The sequence below is a fragment of the Microbulbifer sp. CnH-101-G genome, assembly GCF_052466775.1.
Map to the genome: position 1 here is coordinate 4,172,012 of NZ_CP174292.1, position 25,624 is coordinate 4,197,635.

Here is a 25,624-nt window from a genome sequence, read left to right on the forward strand (position 1 = left end):
CATGGCCCTGGACTGGCTGATAGGTGAAATTAACGAGACCCTGGCGCAGGCGCGTCAATTTCTCGAGACTTTTGCCTCGGACCCGCAAGCCGGCGAGACCCTGCTGCAGAACAGTTTGTCCCTGGTGCACCAGGTACACGGCAGCCTGCATATGGCGCAGCTCAATGGTGCGGCGATGCTGGCCGAAGAAATGGAGCAGCTGCTTCAGTCGCTGGCCGGCGGCACTGTAGATAATACCGATGAAACGCGCGAATTTATGATGCGCGCCCTACTGGAACTGCCTCTCTATTTGGAGAAGGTGTCCTTCCAGCGCAGGGATAACGCGGTATTGTTACTGCCACTCCTCAACGATTTGCGTGCGGTGCGCCGCGAGCGCCTGATTACCGAGGGCGCACTCTTCTCTCCAGATCTCTCCTCATTGAGCCGCACCGCCGGTAAGCGTCAGCCTTTGACGGCGGACAATGCACGCCTGCAGGAACTGGTAGGCAAGCTGCGCAAAATGTACCACGTAGCCGCAGCGGGTTTGATCCGCGATGTGAACAGTGGCGAGAGCCTTTCCTACCTGGTAAAGATTGTCGAAAAACTGCAATTGCTCTATAGCGGTAGCCGTCGCCAATCCCTATGGGAAGTCCTGCTGGGTATTTTGGAAGCTCTGGCTGAGCACCGCATCACTGTGCAGCCTGCATTGCGTCATCTGCTGCGCCGTATCGATGTTGAGTTCCGCTTATTGCAGGGCCGTGGCGCTAGGGTACTGGATGCCGAGCTGGATGCGGATTTCCTGTGCAACCTGCTGTTCTACGTTTATTTGGCCGGCCCAAATGGCAATCGCTGCCAGGGGCTTTACCAACGCTTTGCACTGGATAAGGCGGTGCCGGGCACTCCCAGACCGGATACTGAAGACGTCCTGGCGATGGGGCCAGAAGCACTGGGCACTGCCATAACTGCACTGCGAGAAGAGCTGCAACTGGTGCGCGAGGCGCTGGAACCCAGCGGCGCGACCTCCGAACAGCCCCCTCTCAGTGAGACCGCAACCATAGCCAAGCGGATCGCGGATACGCTCGGTGTATTGGGTCTCGAGGCGCCGCGAGGCCGTGCCCGGGGCATCTATGAATGCCTGCGCGATGCCTCGCGCGGTAGCGATGTCGATGAGTATCTGATGCGCGCCGCAGGCGAACTGGTACAACTCGACTCGGCCCTGGCGGCTACTGTCGATCGCAATAAGCGCGGTGACGATGACCAGCCGATTATGGGGGATGCCACAGATTCAGTGCTGCGCGAAGCGCGCCTGGGCTTGGAGGCGGTAAAAGAGGCGGTCATGGAGTATGTGGCCAGCCATTGGGATATCAGCTATTTGAGCCGCGTGCCCCAACGCCTGCAAGAGGTTTGCGGCGGACTGGAGATGGTGGGCTACCAGCGTGCGAGCAAAATCATTGCCGCCTGTAACAGCTATATCAGCGACGCCCTGATGGAGCGGGCAGAGCAGCCGGAGTGGCGCATGCTCGATACCCTGGCCGATGCGATTACCAGTGTTGAGTACTATCTGGAACGCCGTGTCGAGGGCTTGGATGATACCGAAATGCTGCTGGCTTTGGCCGAAGACAGTATCGCGAATCTCGGTATCTCCTTTGTCGGTGAAGAAACTGATGACCCAATAGAAGAGACAGAGTCCGTTCGTGAAAATATGGCGGACGAAGAGGACAGCGATGCCCTGGAGTTATTGGCACCTGAAATTTTCGAAACCGCAGACTCCGACGAGAGTGACGAAAATAAAGCGATAGAGCGATCCTCCACCCTTGTCCCCGAGCAAATTGAGATGGAGCCTGCGATAGCTCCAACCGTTGATTTGCCAGCGGAAGCTCAGGAGTTTGAGTTAGGGGAGCACCCTGTTTCAGAAGCGCCTGTTACCGAAGAAAATCGCAACAATGAGGACAACTGGTTCTCGCTGACTGAAGAGCCTGTTGCACCTGAGCCCATCACCGAGGCCCCGACAATAGCGGCTGAGGACTTTGTTTCGGCAGTGCCGGCGGATGAGCGTGAAGATGCGCTGTTGCCAGCCGATGCTGAGCTGTTTGAGGAGACTGACTCGACCACAGAACCGGTTGATAGCGAGCCCCAGCAGTTAGTCGAGGACAGTGAGAGTTTGATCGATGATGAGATCATCGAAATTTTCCTCGAAGAGGCCAGCGAAGTACTCGCCCATATCGGCAATTACTTCCCAGAATGGGCTGCCAATTTTGCCAACACCGATGCCCTGGTAGAGTTCCGTCGCGGCTTCCACACCCTGAAAGGTTCCGGCCGCATGGTCGAGGCGCTGGATATTGGCGAGCTGGCCTGGGCAGTGGAGAACATGCTCAATCGGGTGATTGATGACAGCATTAAGCCTGAACGAGCCCATGTGCTGTTAATTGAGCGGGTCTACCAGAAGCTGCCATCGATGATTGAGGCATTCCGTCTCCGCCAGGGCGACCCGGATAAGCCCCTCACGCTTCAATTGCAGGCCTGGGCGGAGCAGCTCAGCCAGGGACACATCCCCTCGGAACTGCTGGCCGAAGATACAAATACAGCCCCCGCGGCAACTGTTGATGAAGCGGAGTGCAACGATGAGCGGGCGCAGCTGTGGGAAATTTTTGCCCAGGAGGCTGAAACTCACCTAAGCGTCGTCGATGACTACCTCGCGGATATGCGAGCAGCGGCTCCGGTTTACGGCGTACCCAGCGACCCCTTGCACCGTGCCCTGCACACCCTGAAGGGTTCTGCACATATGGCGGAGGTCAAGGTGGTGGCCGAGATGATGGCGCCTCTGGAGCGCTTCGCCAAAGAGCTGCGTATTTACCAGGTGCCCATTGATGCGGATATCTTCGATCTGATCGGCGATGGCGCTAGTTACGTGCGCCAGGTTTTGGCTCAGATCCGCGCTGAAGCACCCATCGTAGTCGAAAGAGCCGAGCAATTCCTCGCCCGTATCGCTGAGTTACAGGAACGCTCTGTGGGTCACCTGATCCGCGAGCGCGAAGCGAATGAGCCCAGAGCCGTAGATCCGCAACTTCTTGAAGTGTTGATGGCTGATGGTATGCGTGTCCTGCTGGATGCGGACCAGATGCTCAGCCAGTGGCGCGCAAATCCCGCCGATAAATCCAAGGTCAGTGAAGTTGCTGAAGAGCTCAATATTCTGCAGGAGGCCGCCAGTCGCGCCCAGCTACCAACCCTGGCAGAGCTGGCACAGTTGCTGCTGGAAGTTTATCGCAAAGTATTGGCCGGCCAGTTAGAGGAAGAGCCCGCCTTGTGGGCTTCCCTTGAGCAGGGACACAACGAGCTACTGGATCTGGTCGATGCGGTCGCCGCTGCCCAGGATCTGCCCGAGGTCAGCGAGGCGGTAGAGGAGGCATTGCGCTATCTGGCAGAAGGCGAACTGAGCGAAGAAGCGTACGAGGAAGATTACGATCTGAGCGAACTGGGTATTGAGGCACAACCCCTCGACTCGGTAGGTACAGAGGCTGCGGTGGCAGGCACTGTGGTAGAGGAGCAAACGGATTCCACCGATGAGGTGCAAGCTCCCGCAGCGGAAGTGGAGACCGTATTTGAATCTGCTTCTGAAACGGTTGCTGAACCTCTGTTGGACGTCGAGCTAGAGCCCGCACACTCAACTGAGCTGGAAAGCGTTGATGCCCCAGTGGCAGAGGCAGCAGAAGAGAGTAGTGAGGAGCCAGAGGAAGTCTCGTCCGAGCCGGCCCTGGTTGATTTGTATGAGGCACTGTTTGAGCTGACTGAATCCAGTGCGGCCAATGCAGATGAGGCTGGCACACCTGCCCAGAGTACTGTAGAGCCTAGCCAAGAAGTTTGGGATTCCTCTCTTGGCATACCCGATGTTGACAAGCCTGCACCGCAAGCGGGTCCTGTAGAACAGCAGCGTCTGCTGGCGGAAATCGATCCTGATGTGGTCGATGTGTTTATGGAAGAGGCCGGCGATCTAACCGATGAGCTGGAGGAGTTGATTCAGGCCTGGGAAGATACCCCCGAGAGCGCCGAGCATGCTGAGGCGCTCAAACGGGTGCTGCATACTTTCAAGGGCGGCGCCCGTATGGCCGGCTTAATGGGCCTCGGCGAAGTAGCGCACCGCTTTGAAACCGCGATTGAGGGCATGCGCGGTATTGTTAAGCCCTCGGCGCAATTCTTTACTGATGCGCACTCTACTCATGACCGAATTGCCGATGGCGTAGAAACGGTGCGCGCCTGGATGGCGGGTGAGCAGTTAGAGGCTTTTGTCCAGCTTATCAGCACAGACTGGGCTGATGGTCAGACGTCAATAAATAATGCGTTTGAAACCGTCTCTCAAGAGCTACCAGGTGAGGGTCTCCCCAGCGCTGAGGCCGCACTGGAAGCTTTCTCTGATGAACCCAATGGCGAAGCTGGCGAAGGGGAACTATTGCCCGCTACCGGCGGTGAGAATCTTGCCCCAGAGTTAAGGCCAGAGCCTACCGAATTACTTCCAGAGGCTGTGCAAACAGCAAATGCTGGCAATGTTCTGCCATTTATCCGCAAGCCCGGAGGAGTGGAAAATGAAGTGTCCGCGCCCACTAGGAACCAACCTCAGGAAATGGTGCGGGTTGCAGCGGAGCTGCTGGAAGAGCTGGTAAACCTCGCAGGTGAGACCGCTATTTCCCGTGGCCGCCTCGAAGAGCAGATGAGTGAGTTTGGTCTGGCACTCGATGAGATGGACTCGACTCTGTTGCGTCTTAACGAACAGTTGCGCCGTCTGGATCGCGAAACCGAAGCACAAATCCTGTTCCGCCAGGAGCAGCTGGCCGAACAGGATGGTGATTTTGATCCGCTAGAGATGGACCGCTACTCCTCTATTCAGCAGCTGTCTCGCTCTCTATTGGAGTCCACTTCTGACTTGATGGAGCTGCGCTCCACCCTGGATAACAAGGCTCGCGATACCGAGACGTTGTTGTTGCAGCAGTCTCGTGTCAACACAGAGTTGCAAGAAGGGCTAATGCGCAGTCGCATGGTGCCCTTCTCACGCTTGGTGCCCAGACTGCGCCGTATTGTGCGCCAGGTGAGTGCCGAGCTAGGTAAGCAGGTGGAGTTGGTGTTCTCCAACGTGGAGGGCGAACTGGACCGGTCCATGCTGGAGCGCATGGTGGCACCTCTGGAGCATATGCTGCGCAATGCGGTTGACCACGGCATTGAAATGCCCGATCTACGTCGCGCGGCGGGTAAGGCCGAGCGCGGGCGTATCGATGTAGCCCTGGCCCGCGAGGGTAGTGAGGTGGTGCTGACTATTCGCGACGACGGGGCCGGGGTAAACCTGATCCGTGTGCGGGAAAAGGCGGTAGAAAATGGCCTGATGCGCGCGGATGCGGAGCTTTCCAATAACGAAATCCTGCAGTTTATCCTGCAGGCGGGGTTCACCACTGCGGAAAAAATAACCCAAATTTCCGGCCGCGGCGTGGGTATGGATGTGGTTTCCGCCGAGCTGAAGCAAATCGGCGGCAGCGTGCATATCAACTCCGAGGCCGGTGCCGGCACGGAATTTGTCGTGCGCCTGCCGTTTACCGTGTCGGTAAACCGCGCGCTGATGGTGAAGATAGGCGAGGACTTGTTCGCCCTGCCACTCAATACCATCGAAGGTATTGTGCGCCTCAGTCCTTTTGAGCTGGAACACTACTACCGCTCAAGTGATGCCCGCTTTGAGTATGCTGGCGAGCTGTATGAGGTGAACTACTTCGGCACCCTGCTGAAGTCTGGTGCCCAGCCGAAGCTCAGTGTCGATGATATGCAGCTACCGGTATTGCTGGTGCGCTCCGAAGGTCACGCTATGGCCCTGCAGGTGGATGCTATCCGCGGCAGCCGAGAAATTGTTGTGAAGAGCCTGGGCCCACAGTTTGCCGGGGTACAGGGGGTTTCCGGAGCCACCGTTACTGGTGATGGCAGCGTGGTGGTGATTCTCGATGCCCATGCCCTGTTACGTCGCCAGGCAACCCAGTTGGCGCGCCCGGATATGCCGCAGCTGCAATTACAAGCAGAACAACAGCCCGAGCCGGAAGCGCGCCAGCAGACCGTTATGGTGGTGGACGATTCTGTTACCGTACGCAAGGTGACCACACGCTTCCTGGAGCGCGAGGGTTACCTGGTAAGTACCGCTAAAGATGGGCAGGATGCGGTGATCCAGTTGCAGGATAAGGTTCCGGATCTCATTCTGCTGGATATTGAAATGCCGCGTATGGACGGCTTTGAAGTGGCGCGCCATATCCGCTCAAGTAGTCGTCTGCGCGATATTCCTATCGTGATGATCACCTCCCGTACTGGCAGTAAGCACCGCGATCACGCTATGTCCCTTGGCGTCAATCATTACCTTGGTAAGCCTTACCAGGAGGATGTATTGCTCGAGGCGATTCGCGAATATGCCGGCACCTCGGCCGTTGGCAGCTGAGCGGCTAAGAAATGAGAGTCTATATGCAAGAGGTAGGCAATGAGTGAAGTTGAAGCACTGCCGCTAGATGTTCCTCAGGAGGTGAGCAGCCTGCTGTTGCCATTACAACAGGGGCAGATGTTGGTGCCTGTAGAGAGCCTGTCCGAGGTGATTGCCATGCAGGTACCCATGGCTGTGTACGATGTGCCCGAGTGGTACCTCGGAGATCTGGTCTGGCGTGAGCAGCGGTTGCCGCTGTTGTCTTTTGATGTGATGCGCGGAGAGGCGCTTGGTGGTGCTTCCGAGAGCGCTCGTATCGCGGTACTCAGCAGTGGTAACCCCGATGGAGACCTTCCATATTTTGCCCTTGTACTACAGGGAACACCGCGCCTTGTGCGAGTGACACCCGATGAACTGGCGCTTCGCGAGCAGACCCTGAATCCTGGAGAGTTGATGCACGTGGCGCTTTCTGGTGAAGAGGCTGTTATCCCGGATTTGCAGGGGATGGAGCGTGCCTGCATCAGGTACCGAGAGCCGGATTAATGACAATGATGGAGTCGCAGGAAGTAGGCAGGTCTTTTGCAGAACAAGCAATAAGAAAATGACAGATAAAAAAAGGGGCCCATGGGCCCCTTTTTTTATCTGTCCACCCGCTCATTGAGCGGGCTTTGCGGCAGAAATAGTGGATTTCAGAACAACTCTTCCGGTGGAGGCTCGCTAGGCTGATCGCGGCCGGGCATATCCCTATCTTCATCGGTGTATCTGGAGCGGTAGGGGTTGTAGGCTTCACGCCCAGGTACCCTGTTGGCACGGAATATTTCAAACATACCGCCATAGGAGGTGCGCAGACCGTTCTTGGGATTGATGCGCACGGTCATTATGCCGTCCGGTTGGGGCAAGTGCCGCTCGGGCAATCCCTCCAGGGCTACGCTCATAAAATCTATCCAGATAGGTAGCGCTGCAGAGCCACCATATTCATTTTTACCAAGCTCGCCATAGGAGTCGAAACCCACCCAGGCACTGGTGGCCAGATAGGGGCTGTAGCCCAAGAACCAGGCATCGCGTGGGCCATTGGTGGTACCGGTTTTGCCGGCGATATCGCCGCGCTTCATGGCGAGGGCACGGCGGCCTGTCCCCTTCTTAATCACATCCTTGAGGATGGAATCCATGATGTATGCGGTCTCAGGCGACATGGCGCGCGGTGCCAGGGGGCGTGCCTGTGATTTGGATGAATCCAGTGGGCCTACAGGGAGAACTTTTAGCTCCGGGGGCTCCTTACCCTGGTCTGGCCCCTCTTCTCCCGGCTGTATTGCCGCCAGGTCCAGAGGTTCCTCGTTGTTGAAGCCACGGGGCTCGCTGCCGGGTTCAGGGCAGTCATTACACACGGTGAGGGGCAGGGCCTGGTAAAGGGTTTCTCCATTTACATCCAGCACTCTATCTACCAGGTAGGGCTCCACCCGATAGCCGCCATTGGCGAAGGCGGCGTAACCGCGCACCATTTCCAATGGAGTTAGAGCGGAACTGCCCAGGGCTATGGTTAGGTTGCGCGCGAGTTTGCTGCGATCAAAGCCAAAGCCCTCGACAAATCCGAGGGCGTAGTCGAGCCCCAGTGCCTGCAGCAGGCGAATAGAGACCATATTGCGCGATTTATACAAAGCCATACGCAAGCGAGTGGGACCAAGGAAAGTACCGCCGTCGTTCTCTGGGCGCCACACATCTTGAAGGTTGGTTTCCTCGAAGATAATTGGCGCATCGTTGATTACGCTGGCGGCGGTATAGCCACGCTCGATGGCCGAAGCATAGATAAACGGCTTGAAACTGGAACCCGGCTGCCGTGCGGCCTGGGTGACCCGGTTGAAGTGGCTCTGGCGGAAATCGTAGCCGCCCACCAAGGCGCGTATAGCGCCGTCTTGGGGGTCGATAGAGACGAGGGCGCCTTGGGCAGAGGGTACCTGGGTTAGCTCCCATTCCTCAGAAATTTGCGGCTCCTGAGGGCTGGAGCTGGTTCCTTCGGGGTCGGCGAATGGGTCCAGTTGCGGGCTGTCTTCCAGTGAACTGACAAGCTGGGTGGAGTCACCTGGGTTGGCAGTTTCTTGCTGGCTTCCGATAACCTCTGTGTGTTTGACCTCAATACGACGCAGGCGCACCACATCGCCGGGTGCAAACATCTTCTCAGCGGATTGCAAGCGGGGCCCCCGGGAACTCTCGGTGACATAAGGGCGAATAGAGCTCAGTCCATTTTCCCAAGGGACTTCCACAACACGGCGGTCGCGAAGCTGCACCTGTAGAAGTTTTGGTTCCACAGCGGTGACCACTCCCGGCTCGAGCCCGCCGAGCACCGGAATTTCGTTGAGAAGATCTATTAACTGGTCGCTATCGTGCAATAGTTCCGGAGGTAAACGCTGCTCAGGGCCGCGATAACCGTGGCGTGCATCGTAGGTCTCGAGACCGTGTTGCAGCGCCTTGCGAGCCTGGTCCTGGAGGCGGCTGTTGATCGTGGTGATGACTTGGTAGCCATCGGTATAGGCACTGTCGCCAAACAAATCTACAGCTTCCTTGCGGGCCATTTCGGCGATATAGGGAGCATCCAGATCCAAATCGCGGCTGTGGTAACTGGCGGTTACCGGAGCGGTAATGGAATGCTTGTACTCGTCCTGGTCGATATAGCCCAGATCGAGCATACGTTTCAGGATCCAGTTGCGCCGCACCAGGGCTCGAGTAGGGTTGGCGATGGGGTTGAAAGTGGAGGGGGCCTTAGGTAGTCCAGCCATCATAGCCCATTGCGCCATACTCAGGTCTTTGATATCGCGACCGTAGTAAACATGCGCAGCTGCCTGGAAACCATAGGCGCGGTTGCCGAGGAAAATTTTGTTGATGTAGAGTTCCAGAATCTCATCTTTGCTGAGTTCACGCTCGATCTGCAGCGATAATAGGATCTCATTGAATTTGCGGATAAAGCGCTGTTCACGGCTAAGGAAGAAGTTACGCGCTACCTGCATGGTTAGTGTGCTGCCACCGGACTGGATGGAACCGGTCTGCACCAGTTGCGATGCTGCGCGCATCAGGCCCTTAATCGAGACCCCACTATGTGAGTAGAAGCTCGCATCCTCAGCTGCCAGGATGGCCTTGATAAACGGCTCCGGCGTTTGCTCTATGGTGATGGGGTTGCGGCGCTTCTCCCCAAATTCACCAATCAGTTTCATGTCCTGTGAGTAGACCCGTAATGGGGTCTGTAAGCGAATATCGCGCAGGCTTTCAACTGAGGGCAGCCCGGGCTTCAAATAGAGGTAAATGCTGGCGAAAACCATGGCTGTGCCAGCTGTTCCGGCGAGGCAGAGCCAGAGCAGTGCTAGTAGACGATTTCGGGCTTTTACTGTCATGAAACTGCTTCTGTGTACTTCATTTGTGTGATTCGGTGAATAATTATACGAATATTGTGCGCTATTACCTATGCAAATGCTGGTTGAAGCGGTAATTTAAAGTGCTATAACATCAAACTTTCATAACCCACGGAAAAGATAAGAAAAATGGGGATTTTCCCTTTTCTGGATAAAGGCCCGAAGGCCATGTTGGGACTGGATATTAGCTCGACCGCAGTAAAGTTGCTGGAGCTAAGTCGCAATGGCGATAAATATCGAGTCGAAAGCTACGCCGTGGAACCTCTGCCGCCGAATGCGGTTGTGGACAAGAACATCAATGATATTGGTGCCACGGCGGAAGCGATCCGCAAAGTCGTGCGCCGTTCCAAGACTCGCCTGCGCCGCGCAGCTGTAGCCGTATCCGGCTCCGCGGTGATCACCAAAACCCTGGAAATGCCCGCTGACCTCTCTGATGAAGATTTGGAAGCGCGTATTGCCCTGGAAGCGGACCAATACATTCCCTATCCACTTGAAGAAGTGAGCCTTGATTTTGAAGTGCAGGGACCTTCTGAGAAGGGTGATGATCAGGTGGAAGTGCTGCTGGCGGCGTGCCGTAGCGAAAACATCGAGCAACGGGTTTCAGCCCTCGGTGAGGCCGAGCTGGAGGCCGGGGTCGTCGATGTTGAAGCCTATGCCATTGAGCGCACTTACACTTTGCTAGAGGATCAGTTTCCTCCCCAAGAGCAGTTGGTTGTTGCGGTAGTGGATATCGGTGCGACCATGAGCGCTTTGTCCGTATTGGTGGACGGCAAAACGGTTTATACCCGTGAACAACTGTTTGGTGGTCGCCAGCTCACCGATGAAATACAGCGGCGCTATGGCCTCTCCGCCGAAGAGGCATCCCTGGCCAAGCATCAGGGTGGCAGTGGTCTACCAGATGACTACTTTGCTGAGGTATTGGAGCCGTTCCGCGATGCAGTCATTCAGCAAGTCACCCGTGCGCTGCAGTTTTTTTATTCCTCAACTTCCTACAGCGATGTGGATTACATATTGCTTAGCGGTGGTGTTGCCGCTATGGAAGGGCTTTCTGACCTGGTGGGTGAAAAACTGGGGAAACCCACAGTGGTCGCCAACCCATTCTTCGCCATGGGCACGTCTTCGCGAGTGAATAAGCAAATGCTTGCCAAAGAGGCTCCGGGACTGATGATCGCCACAGGGCTCGCTATGCGGGAAAAGGAGTACTGAGATGGCCAAGATTAACTTACTCCCCTGGCGACAGGAATATCGTGCGCAGAAGCAGAAAGAATTTCAGCAAGTATTAGTACTGGTAATTATTGCTGCAGCGGCATCGGTTTTTTTGTGGATGAAAACTGTCGATCGACAGGTTGCACTACAAGATGAGCGCAATCAGATATTGCAGGTCAAGATTAACGCGCTCAATAAACAGGTGAGCGAAATTAAGGACCTGAAAAAGCGCCGGCAGGAATTGATTGATCGGATGCGGGTTATCCAGGAGCTCCAAGGAAACCGTCCTCTGGCTGTGCGTTATTTTGATGAGCTGGTACAGGCAACACCAGAAGGGCTTTGGTTGACTTCTTTGGAACGTAAAGGTAGTGGTTTGAGTGTGTCTGGAATCGCCGAGTCAAATAATCGCGTTTCCTCCTTTATGCGCAACCTGGATCAGTCGGATTGGTATGAATCTCCTAATCTCACCGATGTCACTGCAAGCCCTGCTTTTGGTGAGCAGGCCAGTGCATTCCAGCTCACTGTGGATTTAAGTGGGCGAAAGAGTAAAGCTGAAGATCAGGGCGTGGCCAACTAAAGGAAATCAAAATGGCATTGGCGGATACGCTGAAGCAGCTTCAAGAGCTGGATGTTAATGATATAGATTTTAGCCGTGTGGGGGTTTGGCCCCTCGCAGGGCGCTTAACCTTATTAGTATTAGTCGTGGCTGTCTTAGTTGGAGCGGGCTATTACGCATGGGTTGGAGATCTTTACGATAAGCTCGAGTTTGCTACTAATAAAGAGCAGGAACTATTCGTTCAGTTTGAAAAGAAACAATTTGAGGCTGCCAACCTGGATGCTTATCGCGTTCAGCTTGTTGAAATGGAGGAAACTTTTGGTGCTTTATTAAAGCAGTTGCCAAAAGATACCGAAGTTCCAGGTTTACTTGAGGATATCGATGAATATGGGCGAGGCAGCGGCCTGACTATCGAAAAAGTAGAGCTGGAAAAAGAGCTGGTTGGTGAGTTTTACGTAGAGCTGCCTATCAAAATCCAGGTTCAGGGTGGATATCACGAGTTTGGATCGTTTATTAGTGGTATTGCTGGTATGCCAAGGATTGTGACATTGCATGATTTCACTATCTCTACCGATCGAGATGGTGGTGGTTTGCTAAACATGTTAATTAACGCAAAGACCTATCGCTATAAGGATCAGGGAGAAGAGGGATGAAAAGGTACCTTTTCCCACTGAATTTTTTGCTAATTTCTGGGTGTAGCTTAAATACCGATCATAGTGACTTGTACGAGAAAATGGCAGAGGTTGAAAGAAGGCCAAAGGGGCAGATAGAGCCAATACCTACCTTTACTCCATATAGTCCATATGTCTATAGCGCAACAGCAATGCGAAGCCCCTTTGCCAGGCCTGTGTTGGAATCGGAGCAGCGTCTAGTCGGACGTAGACTTGATATTGCTCCAGATATGAACCGTCAGCGAGAATTATTAGAGCGTATTAACTTTGATGCTTTATCCATGGTGGGAACTCTGTCGAGAGATGGTCAGCTTTGGGCTCTGATAGATGATGGTGAGGGTGGTATCCACAGGGTTACTGTAGGTAATTATCTGGGGAAAAATCATGGGCGAGTTGTGAATGCGACAAGCTCGCAACTTGATGTACTGGAAATTGTTCCAGATGGAACTGGTGGCTGGATTGAGAGGCCGCGGGCACTGACGTTGGAAGAGAAGGGCAACGGATAATGATTAACAAGCAGTTCGCTAAGTGTTTGGCGCCGTTTCAGCTTTGGCTGCTCGCCGTATTGATGGTTCCTGTGACTCTACAAGCTCAGGTTAATCAACTGAATGATATACAGTTTTCCGAGCTGCCCGGTAGCCGGATTCAGCTGCGCTTGACTTTTGAGAAAGAGCCCCCAGAGCCCACCGGGTACACTATTGAGCAGCCGGCTCGGATCGTGATGGACTTTGCCGGTGTCGAAAGTGCTTTGCCACAAAAGAAATACTCACTGGGAATTGGTGCTGCTCGCAGCGCAGTGGTGGTTTCCAGCGAGGGCCGAACCCGTTTAATTGTTAATCTTGACGAGTTGCCCGTGTACACCAGTATGCGCAAGGGTAATCAGCTTGTGATGGAGATTGGTGAAAATGTCGATACTGCGTCTGGGCCTCCCAAAGCTACTACTCATGATAGTGGTCTAAACCTTGGTGGAAATAAGCGATTCATTACTTCAGATGCTATTGCCGTTAATGGTGTTGATTTTCGTCGTGGTGAAGAGGGGGAAGGTAAAGTTATTGTCAGCCTTTCCGACCCTGCGGTAAATATTGATGTTGAACGCACTAATGGCAAAATTTACTTGACCTTTTTAGGGGCTGAGCTGCCTGAATCTCTTCGTCAGCGCCTTGATGTAACCGATTTTGCAACGCCTGTAAGTGCAATTACGGTTGATACCGATGGTCGTAATACCGTAATTTCTGTTGACCCTACAGATACAGATTATGACTATCTCGCTTATCAGGCAGATAACCAGTACGTCTTGAGCGTCAAACCTCTATCAGCAGCGGAAATTCGCGAGAAGGAAAAAGAGTTTCAATTCACAGGGGAAAAGCTCTCACTAAACTTCCAGGATATTGAGGTTCGCTCTGTACTTCAGATTATTGCGGAGTTTACTGATCTCAATCTGGTGGCTAGCGATACTGTTGAGGGGAGAATCACTTTACGTCTTGATGGTGTGCCCTGGGATCAGGCTTTAGCATTAATTTTGAAAGCTAAAGGTTTAGATAAGAGACAAGAGGGCAGCGTGATAATGGTGGCACCTGCAGCAGAGATTGCAGAAAGAGAACGCCAAGAGCTGGAAACTAGAAAGCAACTGCAAGAACTTGCACCCTTACGAACAGAATATATACCGGTTCGGTATGCTGATGCCGGAGAACTTTTCAAATTGTTTTCTGGTGAAGACGGCGATTCTAAAGGAGGTTTTGCAGGTGGTAATGCTGGAGATAGTAATAAAGCAAGTATTTTATCTCCGCGAGGTAGTGCGATAGTAGATGAGCGTACAAACACGATCATTCTAACCGATACAGAAGAAAAAATTGCTCAGTTTCACGATCTCATAGAAGCAATTGACATTCCAATTCGGCAGGTGATGATTGAGGCTAGAATTGTAACTGCTAACAGTGATTTTACACGTGAGCTAGGAGTTCAGTGGGATTATGTTGGTGACCATGAAGCGGGTAGCGATGGAATTGGGATTGTTTCTGGTGGCCAGCAACTGAAAGATAAAACCACGCTCGGTGCTCTCGAAAGTGAGTTTGACCCTCTATTGGTTGACCTGGGGGTGGCTACTCGTGCAGGAAATATTTCTTATGCGATTCTAAAAAATGATTTCTACCTTGGCCTTGAATTGTCGGCCATGGAAGATGTGGGCATGGCGGAAATTGTTTCTCAGCCCAAAGTGGTAACCGGTGATAAGCAAGAAGCAATCATTCAGTCGGGGGTAGAAATTCCTTACCTTGAAGCAACATCTTCTGGCGCTGCTGCTGTTACTTTTCGGGAAGCAGTATTGGAGCTGCAAGTGCTTCCGCAGATTACGCCAGACAATAACATTATTATGGCCTTGAATATTGAGCAGAATAGTGTCGGTGAATATTTCAGTGTAAGTAGCAGTAACCAGATTCCGTCAATTAATGTAAATATTCTACAGACTAAAGTCCTAGTGCGTAATGGGGAGACTATTGTTCTCGGTGGGATTTTTGAGAGCAATGTCATTGAGGGGGAAACGAAGGTGCCCTTGTTGGGGGATATTCCATACTTAGGTAATCTATTCAAGAAAACTGTGCGTACTGACGATAAACGTGAGATATTGATGTTTATTACACCCCGTATCTTGGAAAACGAGACTTTTTTTGATAAGTGATTAACCGCTCCATCTTTCTTGTCGGCCCTATGGGGGCCGGCAAATCTACGATCGGCAAATTGCTGGCAGCTCAATTACAGCTGCCTTTTGCCGATACTGATAAGGTGCTGGAGGAGCGCACAGGGGCGGATATTCCCTGGATATTTGATGTCGAGGGTGAAGCTGGTTTTCGTCGCCGCGAAAGTGAAGTACTGGAAGAGCTCTGTCAGGGCGTCTGTCAAGTTATTGGCACTGGTGGCGGGATCGTGCTTTTAGAGGAAAACCGGAGACTGCTACAAAAGTTTGGGCATGTGGTTTACCTACAGGCTGGGGTGGAGCAGCTGCTTGAGCGCACTTCCAAGAACAGCAATCGGCCGCTTTTACGAGTGCCCAATCCACGCGCGCGCATAGAAGAAATTTTGCAAGAGCGCGCCCCCCTTTATCGCGAAGTAGCGGATGTGATCTGCGACACCGATGACCTGACTCCCAAGCAAGCATCAGCTCTGGTCGCTGAACGCCTACTGGCAAGTCTCTCCCAATAACCTCTTTTCACTCTGTGCTAAAGTGCGTCTCATTAACTCAACGCGTTCGCTATCGGCGCTAGTGGGAAGGAGAGTATTGTGCACTGTTTTAATGTGGAGCTGGGGGAGCGCAGTTACCCCATTGTGATTGGGTCCAAGTTACTAGGAGACTCTCAATACCTGTTGCCTTATATACGCGGGCGCCAGATCTGTGTGGTTACGAATGAGACTGTAGCCCCCTTGTATTTATCCCGTTTACTGCAGGGACTCTCTGATTTCGACAAGGTGGATGTGGTCGAGCTACCCGATGGGGAGGCCTTCAAAACCTTAGATACCATTAATCGAATTTTTGACACACTATTGGAGCAGAGGCACAACCGCACCACTACGCTGATTGCTCTGGGTGGCGGTGTCGTTGGAGATATGTGCGGTTTTGCGGCGGCCTGTTATCAGCGGGGTGTCGATTTTATCCAGGTGCCCACCACGCTCCTCGCCCAAGTGGATTCCTCTGTCGGAGGAAAGACCGGCGTTAATCACCCTCTGGGCAAAAATATGATTGGGGCTTTTTACCAGCCCCGATTGGTACTTGCCGATATGGATACCCTGACGACTTTGCCAGACCGGGAGTTCTCCGCAGGTATTGCGGAAGTGATTAAATACGGCTTGATTTGCGATGCACCATTTTTTCACTGGATTGAGGCCAATATCGATGGGTTGTTATCTCGGGACCCTCAGACCTTGGCTTATGCGGTGGATCGATGCTGTCGGGACAAGGCGGAAGTTGTCGCCAGTGACGAACGAGAGGCCGGTCGGCGCGCCATATTGAACTTTGGTCATACCTTCGGGCATGCGATAGAGGCTGTGCAGGGCTATGGGCGTTGGTTGCATGGTGAGGCGGTGGCTGCCGGGATGATGATGGCGCTGGAGCTCTCGCATTTACTGGGGAATGTGGACAGCGAACTAGTTCAGCGAGTCCGTAAGCTTCTGAAAAAGGCACAGCTGCCTCAGGAGTCTCCTGCCGATATGAGTGCCGATGACTTTCTCCAAGCTATGCAGTTAGACAAGAAAGTATTGGATGGCAGGTTGCGTCTGGTGTTGCTGAGGTCTCTGGGGGATGCAAAAGTTGTTGATGATACTCCCCGAGAGAAAGTTATAGATGCGCTAAGGAACTGTGGTGCCAGATGACAGGCGCTTCGCGAATACAGCTTCTTAGGGAGCGCGGTCATTTATAATTTAGCGTATAGGAAATAAATCTGCCTAATTTTTGTTTGACAGTTAAAAAAACTGTAAAACATTGAAAATGTAGTGACAAGCAAGTAATATTGCGCGCCCCCCGGAAATAATGGCGGGGCTAGATGACCGCCAATAAGAACAATAAAGGAAGCCCCATTAGAGGGCTTTTTTTATCTCGGGATCTTTTACCTAGGGACCGCAGGAGAGCGTAGCGCGAGCGTTAAGCCATTTTTGCCCATGACAGGCCGCTATCGACAGTGCCTGTGGTCCCCCAATCGATAGTGACGAGGAATTCTATGGGTAGCAGTCTGTATCAGTTGGATGAATTTAAGGACAACTGTGGTTTTGGTCTGATCGCTCATTTACAGGGGGTGGCGAGCCATAAATTGGTACAGACGGCCATTGAGTCCCTCACCTGTATGACCCACCGCGGCGGTATCGCTGCCGATGGCAAAACGGGTGACGGCTGTGGTTTATTACTGCAGAAACCCGATAAATTCCTGCGCGAAGAAGCGCAAAAGTTGTTTGCGTTGGAGCTTACAGAGCCCTATGCCGTAGGCTCTGTAATGTTGCCGTTGGATGAGGGTGAGGCGCAGAGTGCGCGCCAAACCCTTGAAAGCGCACTGCAGGCACAGGGTATGCGCATCGTTGGCTGGCGCACAGTGCCCACCAACCCCGAGTGTCTCGGCCCTATTGCCCGGGACTGCCAGCCTCGTTTCGAGCAGCTGCTAATCAACGATGCCGAGGAGCCACTGGGTGAAGCCCGTTTTAATGCGCGGCTGTATGTGGCCAGGCGCAAGGCCGAGCTGCAGCTGAGCGGCGATGTCTACATCGCCAGTCTCTCCACTAATGTGCTCTCCTACAAAGGACTAATGATCCCAGCGGATTTGCCGAAATTCTTCCCCGAACTGGCCGATCCGCGCCTGGAAACCGCTATCTGCGTTTTCCACCAGCGTTTCTCCACCAATACCATGCCGCGCTGGCCCCTGGCCCAGCCGTTCCGCCTGCTGGCTCACAATGGTGAAATCAATACCATCACTGGCAACCGCAACTGGTCGGTGGCGCGGACCAACAAATTCGTTACCGAGCTGATTCCCGAACTGAACGAGCTGGTACCGCTGGTGAATCGCGAGGGCTCCGACTCCTCCAGCCTCGATAATATGCTGGAGATGCTGCTGGCGGGTGGCATGGAACTGCACCGGGCGGTGCGAATGCTAGTACCGCCGGCTTGGCAGAATGTTGAGGGTATGGATGCAGACCTACGCGCTTTCTATGAATATATCTCCATGCATATGGAGCCCTGGGATGGTCCCGCGGGCCTGGTGATGACCGATGGTCGCCACGCGGTGTGTACCCTCGACCGCAACGGCCTGCGCCCGTCCCGCTGGGTGATTACCAAAGACGATATTATTACCGTGGCCTCCGAAGTCGGCGTTTATAACTATGCGCCGGAAGATGTGGTGGCCAAAGGGCGCCTCGGGCCCGGGCAGATGCTCTCGGTGGATACACTGGAAGGCAAGCTGTATCACACGTCCGATATCGACAATATGCTCAAACGCGCCCAGCCGTATAAGCGCTGGTTGAAGGACAAGGCGCGTCGTATCCGCTCGACCCTGGTGACCGCGCCTGTCGACAATAACTTTTCCCACCAGCAGTTCAAGGTCTACCAGAAACTGTTCAGCTCCTCGTTGGAAGAGCGCGATAAGGTGGTGCGCCCCATGGCGGAAGCCGGCCAGGAGGCGGTGGGTTCCATGGGCGATGATACGCCGATGGCGGTACTGTCTCGTTACAACCGCTCACTCTACGATTACTTTCGCCAGCAGTTTGCCCAGGTGACCAACCCGCCTATAGACCCATTGCGGGAAACGGTGGTGATGTCCCTGGAAACCTGTTTGGGACGTGAGAAATCCGTGTTCGAAGAGACACCGGAGCACGCTGACCGCGTGATCCTCTCCTCGCCGGTGCTCTCCCATATGAAATACACCGCGTTGCTTTCGCTGGATCGTCCCGGCTTCGACGCGGAGATATTCGATCTGAATTACGATCCGGCAAAGCTGGATCTGCACGGTGCTATTGAACGTTTGTGTGCCAAGGTTGAGGCTTCAGTGCGCGCTGGTACCGTGATTGTGGTGCTGTCCGACCGGGATATTCGCCAGGGCCATCTGCCCATAGATGCACTCCTCGCCACTGGTGCGGTACACCATCATCTGGTGCATGCAGGTCTGCGCTGTGATTCCAATGTAGTGGTGGATACTGCCAGTGCGCGGGATGCACACCAGCTCGCCTGCCTAGTGGGTGTGGGAGCTACTGCAGTGCATCCCTATTTCTCCTACAGCATTATCAATCACCTGATTGACCGGGGTGAATTGCTTCTGGATGCGGCGGAAGCGCAGAAGAATTACCGCAACGGCATTATCAAGGGCCTGCTGAAGATCCTCTCAAAAATGGGCATCTCCACGGTGGCCTCTTATCGCGGCGCACTCTTGTTTGAGCTGGTTGGTCTTTCCAAGGAAGTGGTGGACCTGTGTTTCCCTGGCGCACCGACCCGTATCGAAGGCGCCGGCTTCACCGAGTTGCAGGCAGATATGGCCGCGCGCGCGGAAATCGCCTGGAAAGCGCGCAAGCCGGTGTCCCCCGGCGGTCTGCACAAATATGTGCACGGTACCGAATACCATACCTTTAACCCGGATGTGGTGACGGCCTTGCGCCGAGCGGCCAGTACTGGCGATTACTCCGCCTGGCGCGATTACTCCGAACTGGTTAATCAGCGCCCGGTGGCAACCCTGCGGGATATGCTGGTTTTCAAAGAAAACCTCGAGCCGGTGCCATTGGAAGAAGTGGAGCCGGTCGAGCAGATTGTGCGCCGCTTTGACTCTGCGGCTATGTCCCTGGGCGCTCTGTCTCCCGAGGCGCACGAATCCTTGGCCCAGGCGATGAACCGTCTCGGTGGCCGTTCCAACAGCGGGGAGGGCGGTGAAGACCCGGCCCGCTTTGGCACCGACAAGGTCTCCAAAATCAAACAGATCGCCTCTGGACGTTTCGGCGTGACGCCTCACTATTTAGTCAATGCCGAAGTGCTGCAGATCAAAGTGGCTCAGGGCGCTAAGCCCGGTGAGGGTGGTCAGCTGCCCGGCGGCAAGGTGAATGACCTGATTGCACGGCTGCGCTACTCAGTGCCCGGTGTCACCCTGATTTCACCGCCACCGCACCACGATATCTACTCCATCGAGGATCTGGCCCAGCTGATCTACGACCTCAAACAGGTTAATCCGGATGCACTGGTGTCGGTGAAGCTGGTGTCCCGTCCAGGGGTTGGCACCATTGCCGCTGGCGTCGCAAAGGCCTATGCGGACCTGATTACCATCTCCGGCTACGACGGTGGCACCGCCGCAAGTCCTATCAGCTCTATCCGCTATGCCGGTTCACCGTGGGAGCTGGGTCTGGCGGAAACGCACCAGACTCTGCGTGCCAATGATTTGCGCGATAAGGTGCGGGTGCAGACCGATGGCGGTCTCAAAACCGGTTTGGATGTGGTCAAGGCGGCAATCCTAGGCGCGGAGAGTTTCGGCTTTGGCACAGCTCCGATGGTTGCCATCGGCTGTAAATACCTGCGTATCTGTCACCTGAACAACTGTGCCACCGGTATCGCGACCCAACGCAAGGATCTGCGCGATGGGCACTATATTGGCACCGCCGAGATGGCGATGAACTTCTTCCGTTTTGTTGCCGAAGAGACCCGAGAATGGATGGCGAGTGTCGGGGTTCGCTCCATGGAAGAGCTGGTTGGCCGCGTGGATTTGTTGCGAATCCTGGAGGGAGAAACCGACAAGCAGAAGAAGCTGGATCTGTCGCCACTGTTACATACCGATGCGCTGCTCGACAGCAAACCGCAAACCTGTCAGCAGGCCAAGAACGAGCCCTGGGATAAGGGCGAGTTGGCAGAGCGCATGGTGGAAGAAATCCTACCTGCTATCGAAAACCTGACTGGTGGTGAGTTCAGCTTTAAAGTGACCAACTGCGACCGCTCCCTGGGTGCGCGCCTCAGTGGTGAGATCGCCAAGCGCCATGGGAACCAGGGCATGGTGGAGGCGCCGATCAAACTGAACCTCAAAGGGGTCGCCGGGCAGTCTTTCGGCGTTTGGAACGCCGGGGGCCTGGAGATGTATCTCGAAGGGGATGCCAATGATTATGTGGGTAAAGGCATGGCCGGCGGTAAGCTGGTTATTCGCCCACCTGAGGGCAGTGAGTTTGCCTCCCAGGACACCAGCATCGTCGGTAATACCTGCCTGTATGGCGCCACTGGCGGCAAGTTGTTTGCTGCAGGCCGCGCCGGCGAGCGCTTTGCCGTGCGCAATTCCGGTGCTTTTGCCGTGGTGGAAGGTGCCGGTGATCACTGCTGTGAATACATGACCGGTGGAATGGTCGCGGTGCTGGGGCGCACCGGCTACAACTTTGGCGCCGGTATGACCGGTGGTTTTGCCTATGTGCTGGACCTGGAGCGCGATTTCTTCGACCGCTGTAACCACGAGCTGATCGAACTGCGCCGCATCAGTAGTGAAATTCTCGAGCCGCACCAGAGTCATCTGCGCGAGGTGATCGAAACCTATATCGCGGAGACCGGCAGCGCCTGGGGTGAAGAGCTACTGGATAACTTCGACGATTACCTGAGCCGATTCTGGCTGGTTAAACCCAAGGCGGCGAGCCTTGCGGATCTTCTTTCTGACGTGCGCAAGCGCGGCGAATAAGGCTGGGGTGGAGAGACAGTATGAAAGACAGACTGAACAACGATTTCCAGTTTATCGACGTGGCCCGTATAGATCCGCCGAAGAAAGATATCATCGCGCGTACCAGTGAATTTGTGGAGATTTACCAGCCATCCAGTGAAAACCAGGTGGCGAGTCAGGCACACCGTTGCCTGGACTGCGGCAATCCCTACTGCGAGTGGAAGTGCCCGGTGCATAACTACATTCCCAACTGGCTGAAATTGATCAGCGAGGGGAATGTGATTGAGGCGGCGGAGCTCTGCCACGAGACCAACACCCTGCCGGAAGTTTGTGGGCGCGTTTGTCCCCAGGATCGGTTGTGTGAAGGCGCCTGTACCCTCAACGATGGTTTCGGCGCCGTGACCATCGGTAATGCAGAAAAATACATCACCGATACCGCCTTCGCCCTGGGTTGGCGTCCGGATCTCAGCCATGTGGAAAAGACCGGTAAAAAAGTCGCGATTGTGGGCGCAGGCCCCGCCGGACTCGGCTGCGCCGATATCTTGATACGCAACGGTGTGCAGCCGGTGGTTTTCGACAAGCACCCGGAGATCGGCGGCCTGATCACCTTCGGCATCCCGGAATTCAAGCTGGAAAAGTCGGTGATGGAAAAGCGCCGCGAGGTGTTTGTCGAGATGGGGGTGGAGTTCTGCCTCAACACCGAGGTGGGCAAGGACATCAGTTTTGAGCAGTTGCTCAATGACTATGATGCCGTTTTCCTGGGGATGGGCACCTACAACTACATGAAGGGCGGCTTCCCCGGTGAGGACCTGCCCGGCGTGCACGACGCCTTGCCGTTCCTGGTGGCCAACGTCAATCGCAATATGGGTTGGGAGAAGGATCCCGCAGAATTTGTCTCGGTGGAAGGCAAGCGTGTAGTGGTGCTGGGTGGTGGTGATACCGCCATGGACTGTAACCGCAGCTCTATTCGACTGGGGGCAAAGAGCGTGACCTGTGCCTATCGTCGCGATGAGGAAAATATGCCGGGCTCCCGCCGTGAGGTGGGCAACGCCAAAGAGGAAGGGGTGCAGTTCCTGTTCAACCGCCAGCCGGTGGAAATTGTCGGGGATGGCAAGGTCTCTGGAGTGAAAGTGGTCACTACCGAGCTGGGTGAGCCCGATGAAAACGGGCGTCGCCGCCCACAGGTAGTATCCGGTTCCGAAGAGATTATCCCGGCAGATATCGTGCTGGTTGCCTTCGGTTTCCGCCCGAGCCCGGCGGAGTGGTTTACCGAGCACAATATCGAAGTGGCGGACTGGGGCGGTGTCGTAGCCCCGGAAGAACAGAAGTACAAGTTTCAGACCTCTAACGAGAAGGTCTTTGCCGGTGGCGATATGGTGCGCGGTTCCGACCTGGTAGTGACGGCCATTTGGGAAGGGCGTCAGGCCGGCGAGGGTATTCTCGATTACCTGGACATCTGATGTCCCTGGCTGAGATGGGAGGCTTTGTGCCTCCCATTTTTATATCTTTGTCTATCAGCGCCAGCTCTCAACTTGCCTGAATGATATTTTTGCCACGCTGTATCTAGTGGCCCCGCCCCCTGTACAATGACCGTTTTTTTAGCCCGCTTGGTGTACCTATGTCTGATACCAAACCGTCCGAATTGAAAAACGACCGCTTTCTCCGCGCCCTGCTGCGCCAGCCCGTGGATCGAACACCAGTGTGGATGATGCGCCAGGCGGGTCGCTACCTACCCGAGTACCGAGCCAGCCGTGCCGAGGCTGGTAGCTTTATGGATCTGTGCCGTAATACCGAATTGGCGTGCGAGGTCACCTTGCAGCCGCTGGAGCGCTACCCCCTCGATGCGGCGATTTTGTTCTCCGATATTCTCACTATTCCCGATGCCATGGGCCTCGGTCTCTATTTTGCTGAGGGCGAAGGCCCTAAATTCCATAAGCCACTGCGCACTGCCGCTGATATCGAGGCATTGGAAGTAGTCAACAGTGAACGGGATCTGGACTATGTGATGAACGCGGTGTCCACCATTCGCCGCGAGCTGAATGGTCGCGTGCCGCTGATCGGTTTTTCCGGCAGCCCCTGGACCCTGGCCACCTATATGATCGAGGGTGGCTCCAGCAAAGACTTTGCCCGCAGCAAGGAAATGCTCTACAACCGCCCCGAGCTGATGCACCAGCTGCTGACCGTACTCGCCGATTCGGTAACCGACTACCTGAATGCACAGATTCGCGCCGGTGCCCAGGCGGTTCAAATTTTCGATACCTGGGGCGGCGCCTTAAGTCATAGCGCCTACCGGGAGTTCTCCCTGCAATACATGCAGCGTATTCTTAGCGGTCTGATCAAAGAAGCCGATGGCCGCCGGGTGCCCGCTATCCTGTTTACCAAAGGGGGTGGTCAGTGGTTGGAAGCGATGGCGGATACCGGTACTGATGCCTTGGGGCTCGATTGGACCACCGATATCGGCAGTGCCCGCGCCCGAGTTGGGGATCGCGTTGCCCTGCAGGGTAATCTGGATCCCTCCGTGCTCTACGCCAGCCCGGAGCGCATCCGCCAAGAAGTGGAAGCTGTGCTGCAGTCCTTCGGCCAGGGTAGTGGCCATATTTTCAACCTTGGCCACGGTATTACCCCGAAAGTCGACCCAGCCCACGCCGGCGCCATGATCGAGGCAGTGGTAGAGCTTTCCGCAAAATATCACGCTTAACTGTGGCATCTAGTGTCTGAGTCTGTGAATACAGTCTCACTTTGTATAGGTGCTCGCCAATATCTGTCCGTGATATAAATGTGCGCTTGCCCGAGGGGTCCCAGAGATAGAGCGGGGGCCCTTGTTGAGGGCGGTCTCCAGGCATTTATCACAGTGGTCGGTACCTCCCCAAGTGGCACTCGAACAGGCAAAAATCTCCGTCGGTGATCTCCAGCGCGGTATGTTTGTGTCCAGGCTAGACAAGCCCTGGGCCCAGACGCCATTCGCGCTACAGGGATTTTATATCCGCGATTTGGAGGAGATTCGCCAGCTGCAGAAGTACTGCCGTTTTGTCTATGTGGACGTGCACAAGACGGTAGGTAGTGCCGGTGTCACCTTACGTCGCCTGGTCGGCGCCAGTGGCGCAAGCTCTAAAAGGCATGGCCGAGCTGCCATGCGCGTCACTATTCCCTGTCGCCCCGTTGCAGTCTCACACAAAGCTTATCCACCCCCTCAGCCTGCCCAGCGTGAAGCCGGCAATGCGCGCAAGTTGCATGGTCAAATACTGCGCGGCATGGGTGAAGTTATGGGGCTGGTAGCCAACAACCGACCACTGCCAGTGCCACAGATGAATCGGGTGGTAGAGGATCTGGTTGAGAGCGTGCTACGGAGCCCGGATGCCTTTGCCTGGCTGGCGCGTGTGCGGGACAGGGATGAGCACACTTACAGCCACTCGGTGCGTGCCAGTATCTGGGCGGTGTTGTTTGGCCGGCATATCGGCCTGGCGCGGCACGAGCTGGTGCAGCTGGGGGTGGCCACCCTGTTAAAAGATGTGGGCAAGTTATCGATTCCCGCAGAAGTGCTGCAGATGCTCCAGCGCGACCCGCGCAGCGAACTGGAGTACCGCAAATTTGTGCAGCACAGCGTGCAGATGCTATCGGCGGATGCCCAGGTCGATCCCCAGGTAATCGATATTGTGCGCGCTCATCGCGAGCGACACGACGGCGGTGGTTATCCCGGCGGTTTGCGCGGTGACAAGATTCCCGTATTGGCGCGCATGTGTGGCATCGTGACTTTTTACGATGAAGCGACGAACCCCCGTGGCGTCAGCCAGCCCATTGCGCCTTCCAAGGCCGTGGCGGAACTCTATGATCTGCGCGGCATTGCCTACCAGGAACAGCTGGTTGTCGAATTTATTCAGGCGATAGGGCTCTATCCCACCGGTACCCAGGTAGAACTCTCCAGTGGCGAAGTGGGTGTCGTGGTAGAGCAGACTTACGACCGTCGTTTGCGCCCCAAGGTGATGATTGTGCTGGACGCGCACAAGCGCCAATTGAGCAAACCGCGCCTGTTTGACCTGGCAGCTGCGGAAGACCGTGCCGAAAAGCTGATTAAGCGGGGCAAGATGCGTCCAGAGGAAAAGATCAGCATATTGCGGGATATAGAGCCAGGGGCTTACCCGGAGGTCAATACCTCGGCGGTGCGGGACGATTACCTTTTCAATAGTGGTGGGCAGTTGTCCCGCTTTTTCTCGCGTCTGGCCAGGTAGTAATTCCTTGAGGGAAGCCTTGAG

14 protein-coding genes are annotated in these 25,624 nt (G+C 54.9%); 13 read left to right on the forward strand and 1 reads right to left on the reverse strand.

Annotated features, from left to right (window positions below; all coding sequences use genetic code 11):
* The first annotated feature begins 1 nt into the window (after position 1).
* Both ACJJID_RS18595 and ACJJID_RS18600 read left to right on the forward strand, forming a co-directional pair.
* Positions 2–6,433: an Hpt domain-containing protein gene (locus ACJJID_RS18595; RefSeq protein WP_444922653.1), complete on the forward strand. Its 6,432-nt coding sequence runs from the start codon at positions 2–4 to the stop codon at positions 6,431–6,433.
* 39 nt (positions 6,434–6,472) lie between these two features.
* Positions 6,473–6,955 (forward strand): chemotaxis protein CheW, encoded by a 483-nt coding sequence (locus ACJJID_RS18600; RefSeq protein ID WP_444920744.1) that lies wholly within the window; start codon positions 6,473–6,475, stop codon positions 6,953–6,955.
* A gap of 146 nt (positions 6,956–7,101) precedes the next feature.
* Here ACJJID_RS18600 and ACJJID_RS18605 read toward each other — a convergent pair whose 3' ends face one another.
* On the reverse strand, positions 7,102–9,792 hold the full coding sequence (locus tag ACJJID_RS18605; protein WP_444920745.1) for a penicillin-binding protein 1A: 2,691 nt from the start codon (positions 9,790–9,792) through the stop codon (positions 7,102–7,104).
* A 147-nt stretch (positions 9,793–9,939) separates the two neighbouring features.
* On the opposite strand from ACJJID_RS18605, the gene ACJJID_RS18610 reads away from it, so the two are divergent.
* From ACJJID_RS18610 to ACJJID_RS18660, 11 genes are all read left to right on the forward strand, one after another.
* Positions 9,940–11,016, forward strand: coding sequence for a pilus assembly protein PilM (locus tag ACJJID_RS18610; RefSeq protein WP_444920746.1), 1,077 nt, complete (start codon positions 9,940–9,942; stop codon positions 11,014–11,016).
* 1 nt (position 11,017) lies between these two features.
* On the forward strand, positions 11,018–11,593 hold the full coding sequence (locus ACJJID_RS18615) for a PilN domain-containing protein (protein ID WP_444920747.1): 576 nt from the start codon (positions 11,018–11,020) through the stop codon (positions 11,591–11,593).
* An 11-nt stretch (positions 11,594–11,604) separates the two neighbouring features.
* The gene (locus ACJJID_RS18620) at positions 11,605–12,225 is read left to right on the forward strand and encodes a type 4a pilus biogenesis protein PilO (RefSeq protein WP_444920748.1); all 621 of its coding nucleotides are present in this window, start codon (positions 11,605–11,607) and stop codon (positions 12,223–12,225) included.
* Entirely contained in the window at positions 12,222–12,749 is a 528-nt protein-coding gene (locus ACJJID_RS18625) for a pilus assembly protein PilP (protein ID WP_444920749.1), read from the forward strand. Before ACJJID_RS18620 ends, ACJJID_RS18625 begins: the two co-directional genes overlap by 4 nt.
* Entirely contained in the window at positions 12,749–14,917 is a 2,169-nt protein-coding gene (gene pilQ, locus ACJJID_RS18630) for a type IV pilus secretin PilQ (RefSeq protein WP_444920750.1), read from the forward strand. Before ACJJID_RS18625 ends, pilQ begins: the two co-directional genes overlap by 1 nt.
* Entirely contained in the window at positions 14,914–15,438 is a 525-nt protein-coding gene (gene aroK, locus ACJJID_RS18635) for a shikimate kinase AroK (RefSeq protein WP_444920751.1), read from the forward strand. The genes pilQ and aroK overlap by 4 nt, the downstream gene beginning before the upstream one ends.
* Before the next feature lie 78 nt (positions 15,439–15,516).
* Positions 15,517–16,602: a 3-dehydroquinate synthase gene (aroB, locus tag ACJJID_RS18640; RefSeq protein ID WP_444920752.1), complete on the forward strand. Its 1,086-nt coding sequence runs from the start codon at positions 15,517–15,519 to the stop codon at positions 16,600–16,602.
* 344 nt (positions 16,603–16,946) lie between these two features.
* On the forward strand, positions 16,947–21,395 hold the full coding sequence (gene gltB, locus ACJJID_RS18645; protein WP_444920753.1) for a glutamate synthase large subunit: 4,449 nt from the start codon (positions 16,947–16,949) through the stop codon (positions 21,393–21,395).
* Between the two features lie 20 nt (positions 21,396–21,415).
* On the forward strand, positions 21,416–22,834 hold the full coding sequence (locus ACJJID_RS18650; RefSeq protein WP_444920754.1) for an FAD-dependent oxidoreductase: 1,419 nt from the start codon (positions 21,416–21,418) through the stop codon (positions 22,832–22,834).
* A gap of 158 nt (positions 22,835–22,992) precedes the next feature.
* Positions 22,993–24,072, forward strand: coding sequence for a uroporphyrinogen decarboxylase (gene hemE, locus ACJJID_RS18655; RefSeq protein ID WP_444920755.1), 1,080 nt, complete (start codon positions 22,993–22,995; stop codon positions 24,070–24,072).
* Positions 24,073–24,244: 172 nt separating this feature from the next.
* Positions 24,245–25,600, forward strand: a complete 1,356-nt coding sequence (locus ACJJID_RS18660; protein WP_444920756.1) for an HD-GYP domain-containing protein — start codon at positions 24,245–24,247, stop codon at positions 25,598–25,600.
* The last annotated feature ends 24 nt before the right edge of the window (positions 25,601–25,624 follow it).

Bases quoted from the DNA above. Each gene is read 5' to 3' on its own strand.
- ACJJID_RS18595 (WP_444922653.1), top strand. From the start codon at position 2: ATGGCCCTGGACTGGCTGATAGGTGAAATTAACGAGACCCTGGCGCAG.
- ACJJID_RS18600 (WP_444920744.1), top strand. From the start codon at position 6,473: ATGAGTGAAGTTGAAGCACTGCCGCTAGATGTTCCTCAGGAGGTGAGC.
- ACJJID_RS18605 (WP_444920745.1), bottom strand. From the start codon at position 9,792: ATGACAGTAAAAGCCCGAAATCGTCTACTAGCACTGCTCTGGCTCTGC.
- ACJJID_RS18610 (WP_444920746.1), top strand. From the start codon at position 9,940: ATGGGGATTTTCCCTTTTCTGGATAAAGGCCCGAAGGCCATGTTGGGA.
- ACJJID_RS18615 (WP_444920747.1), top strand. From the start codon at position 11,018: ATGGCCAAGATTAACTTACTCCCCTGGCGACAGGAATATCGTGCGCAG.
- ACJJID_RS18620 (WP_444920748.1), top strand. From the start codon at position 11,605: ATGGCATTGGCGGATACGCTGAAGCAGCTTCAAGAGCTGGATGTTAAT.
- ACJJID_RS18625 (WP_444920749.1), top strand. From the start codon at position 12,222: ATGAAAAGGTACCTTTTCCCACTGAATTTTTTGCTAATTTCTGGGTGT.
- pilQ (WP_444920750.1), top strand. From the start codon at position 12,749: ATGATTAACAAGCAGTTCGCTAAGTGTTTGGCGCCGTTTCAGCTTTGG.
- gltB (WP_444920753.1), top strand. From the start codon at position 16,947: ATGGGTAGCAGTCTGTATCAGTTGGATGAATTTAAGGACAACTGTGGT.
- ACJJID_RS18650 (WP_444920754.1), top strand. From the start codon at position 21,416: ATGAAAGACAGACTGAACAACGATTTCCAGTTTATCGACGTGGCCCGT.
- hemE (WP_444920755.1), top strand. From the start codon at position 22,993: ATGTCTGATACCAAACCGTCCGAATTGAAAAACGACCGCTTTCTCCGC.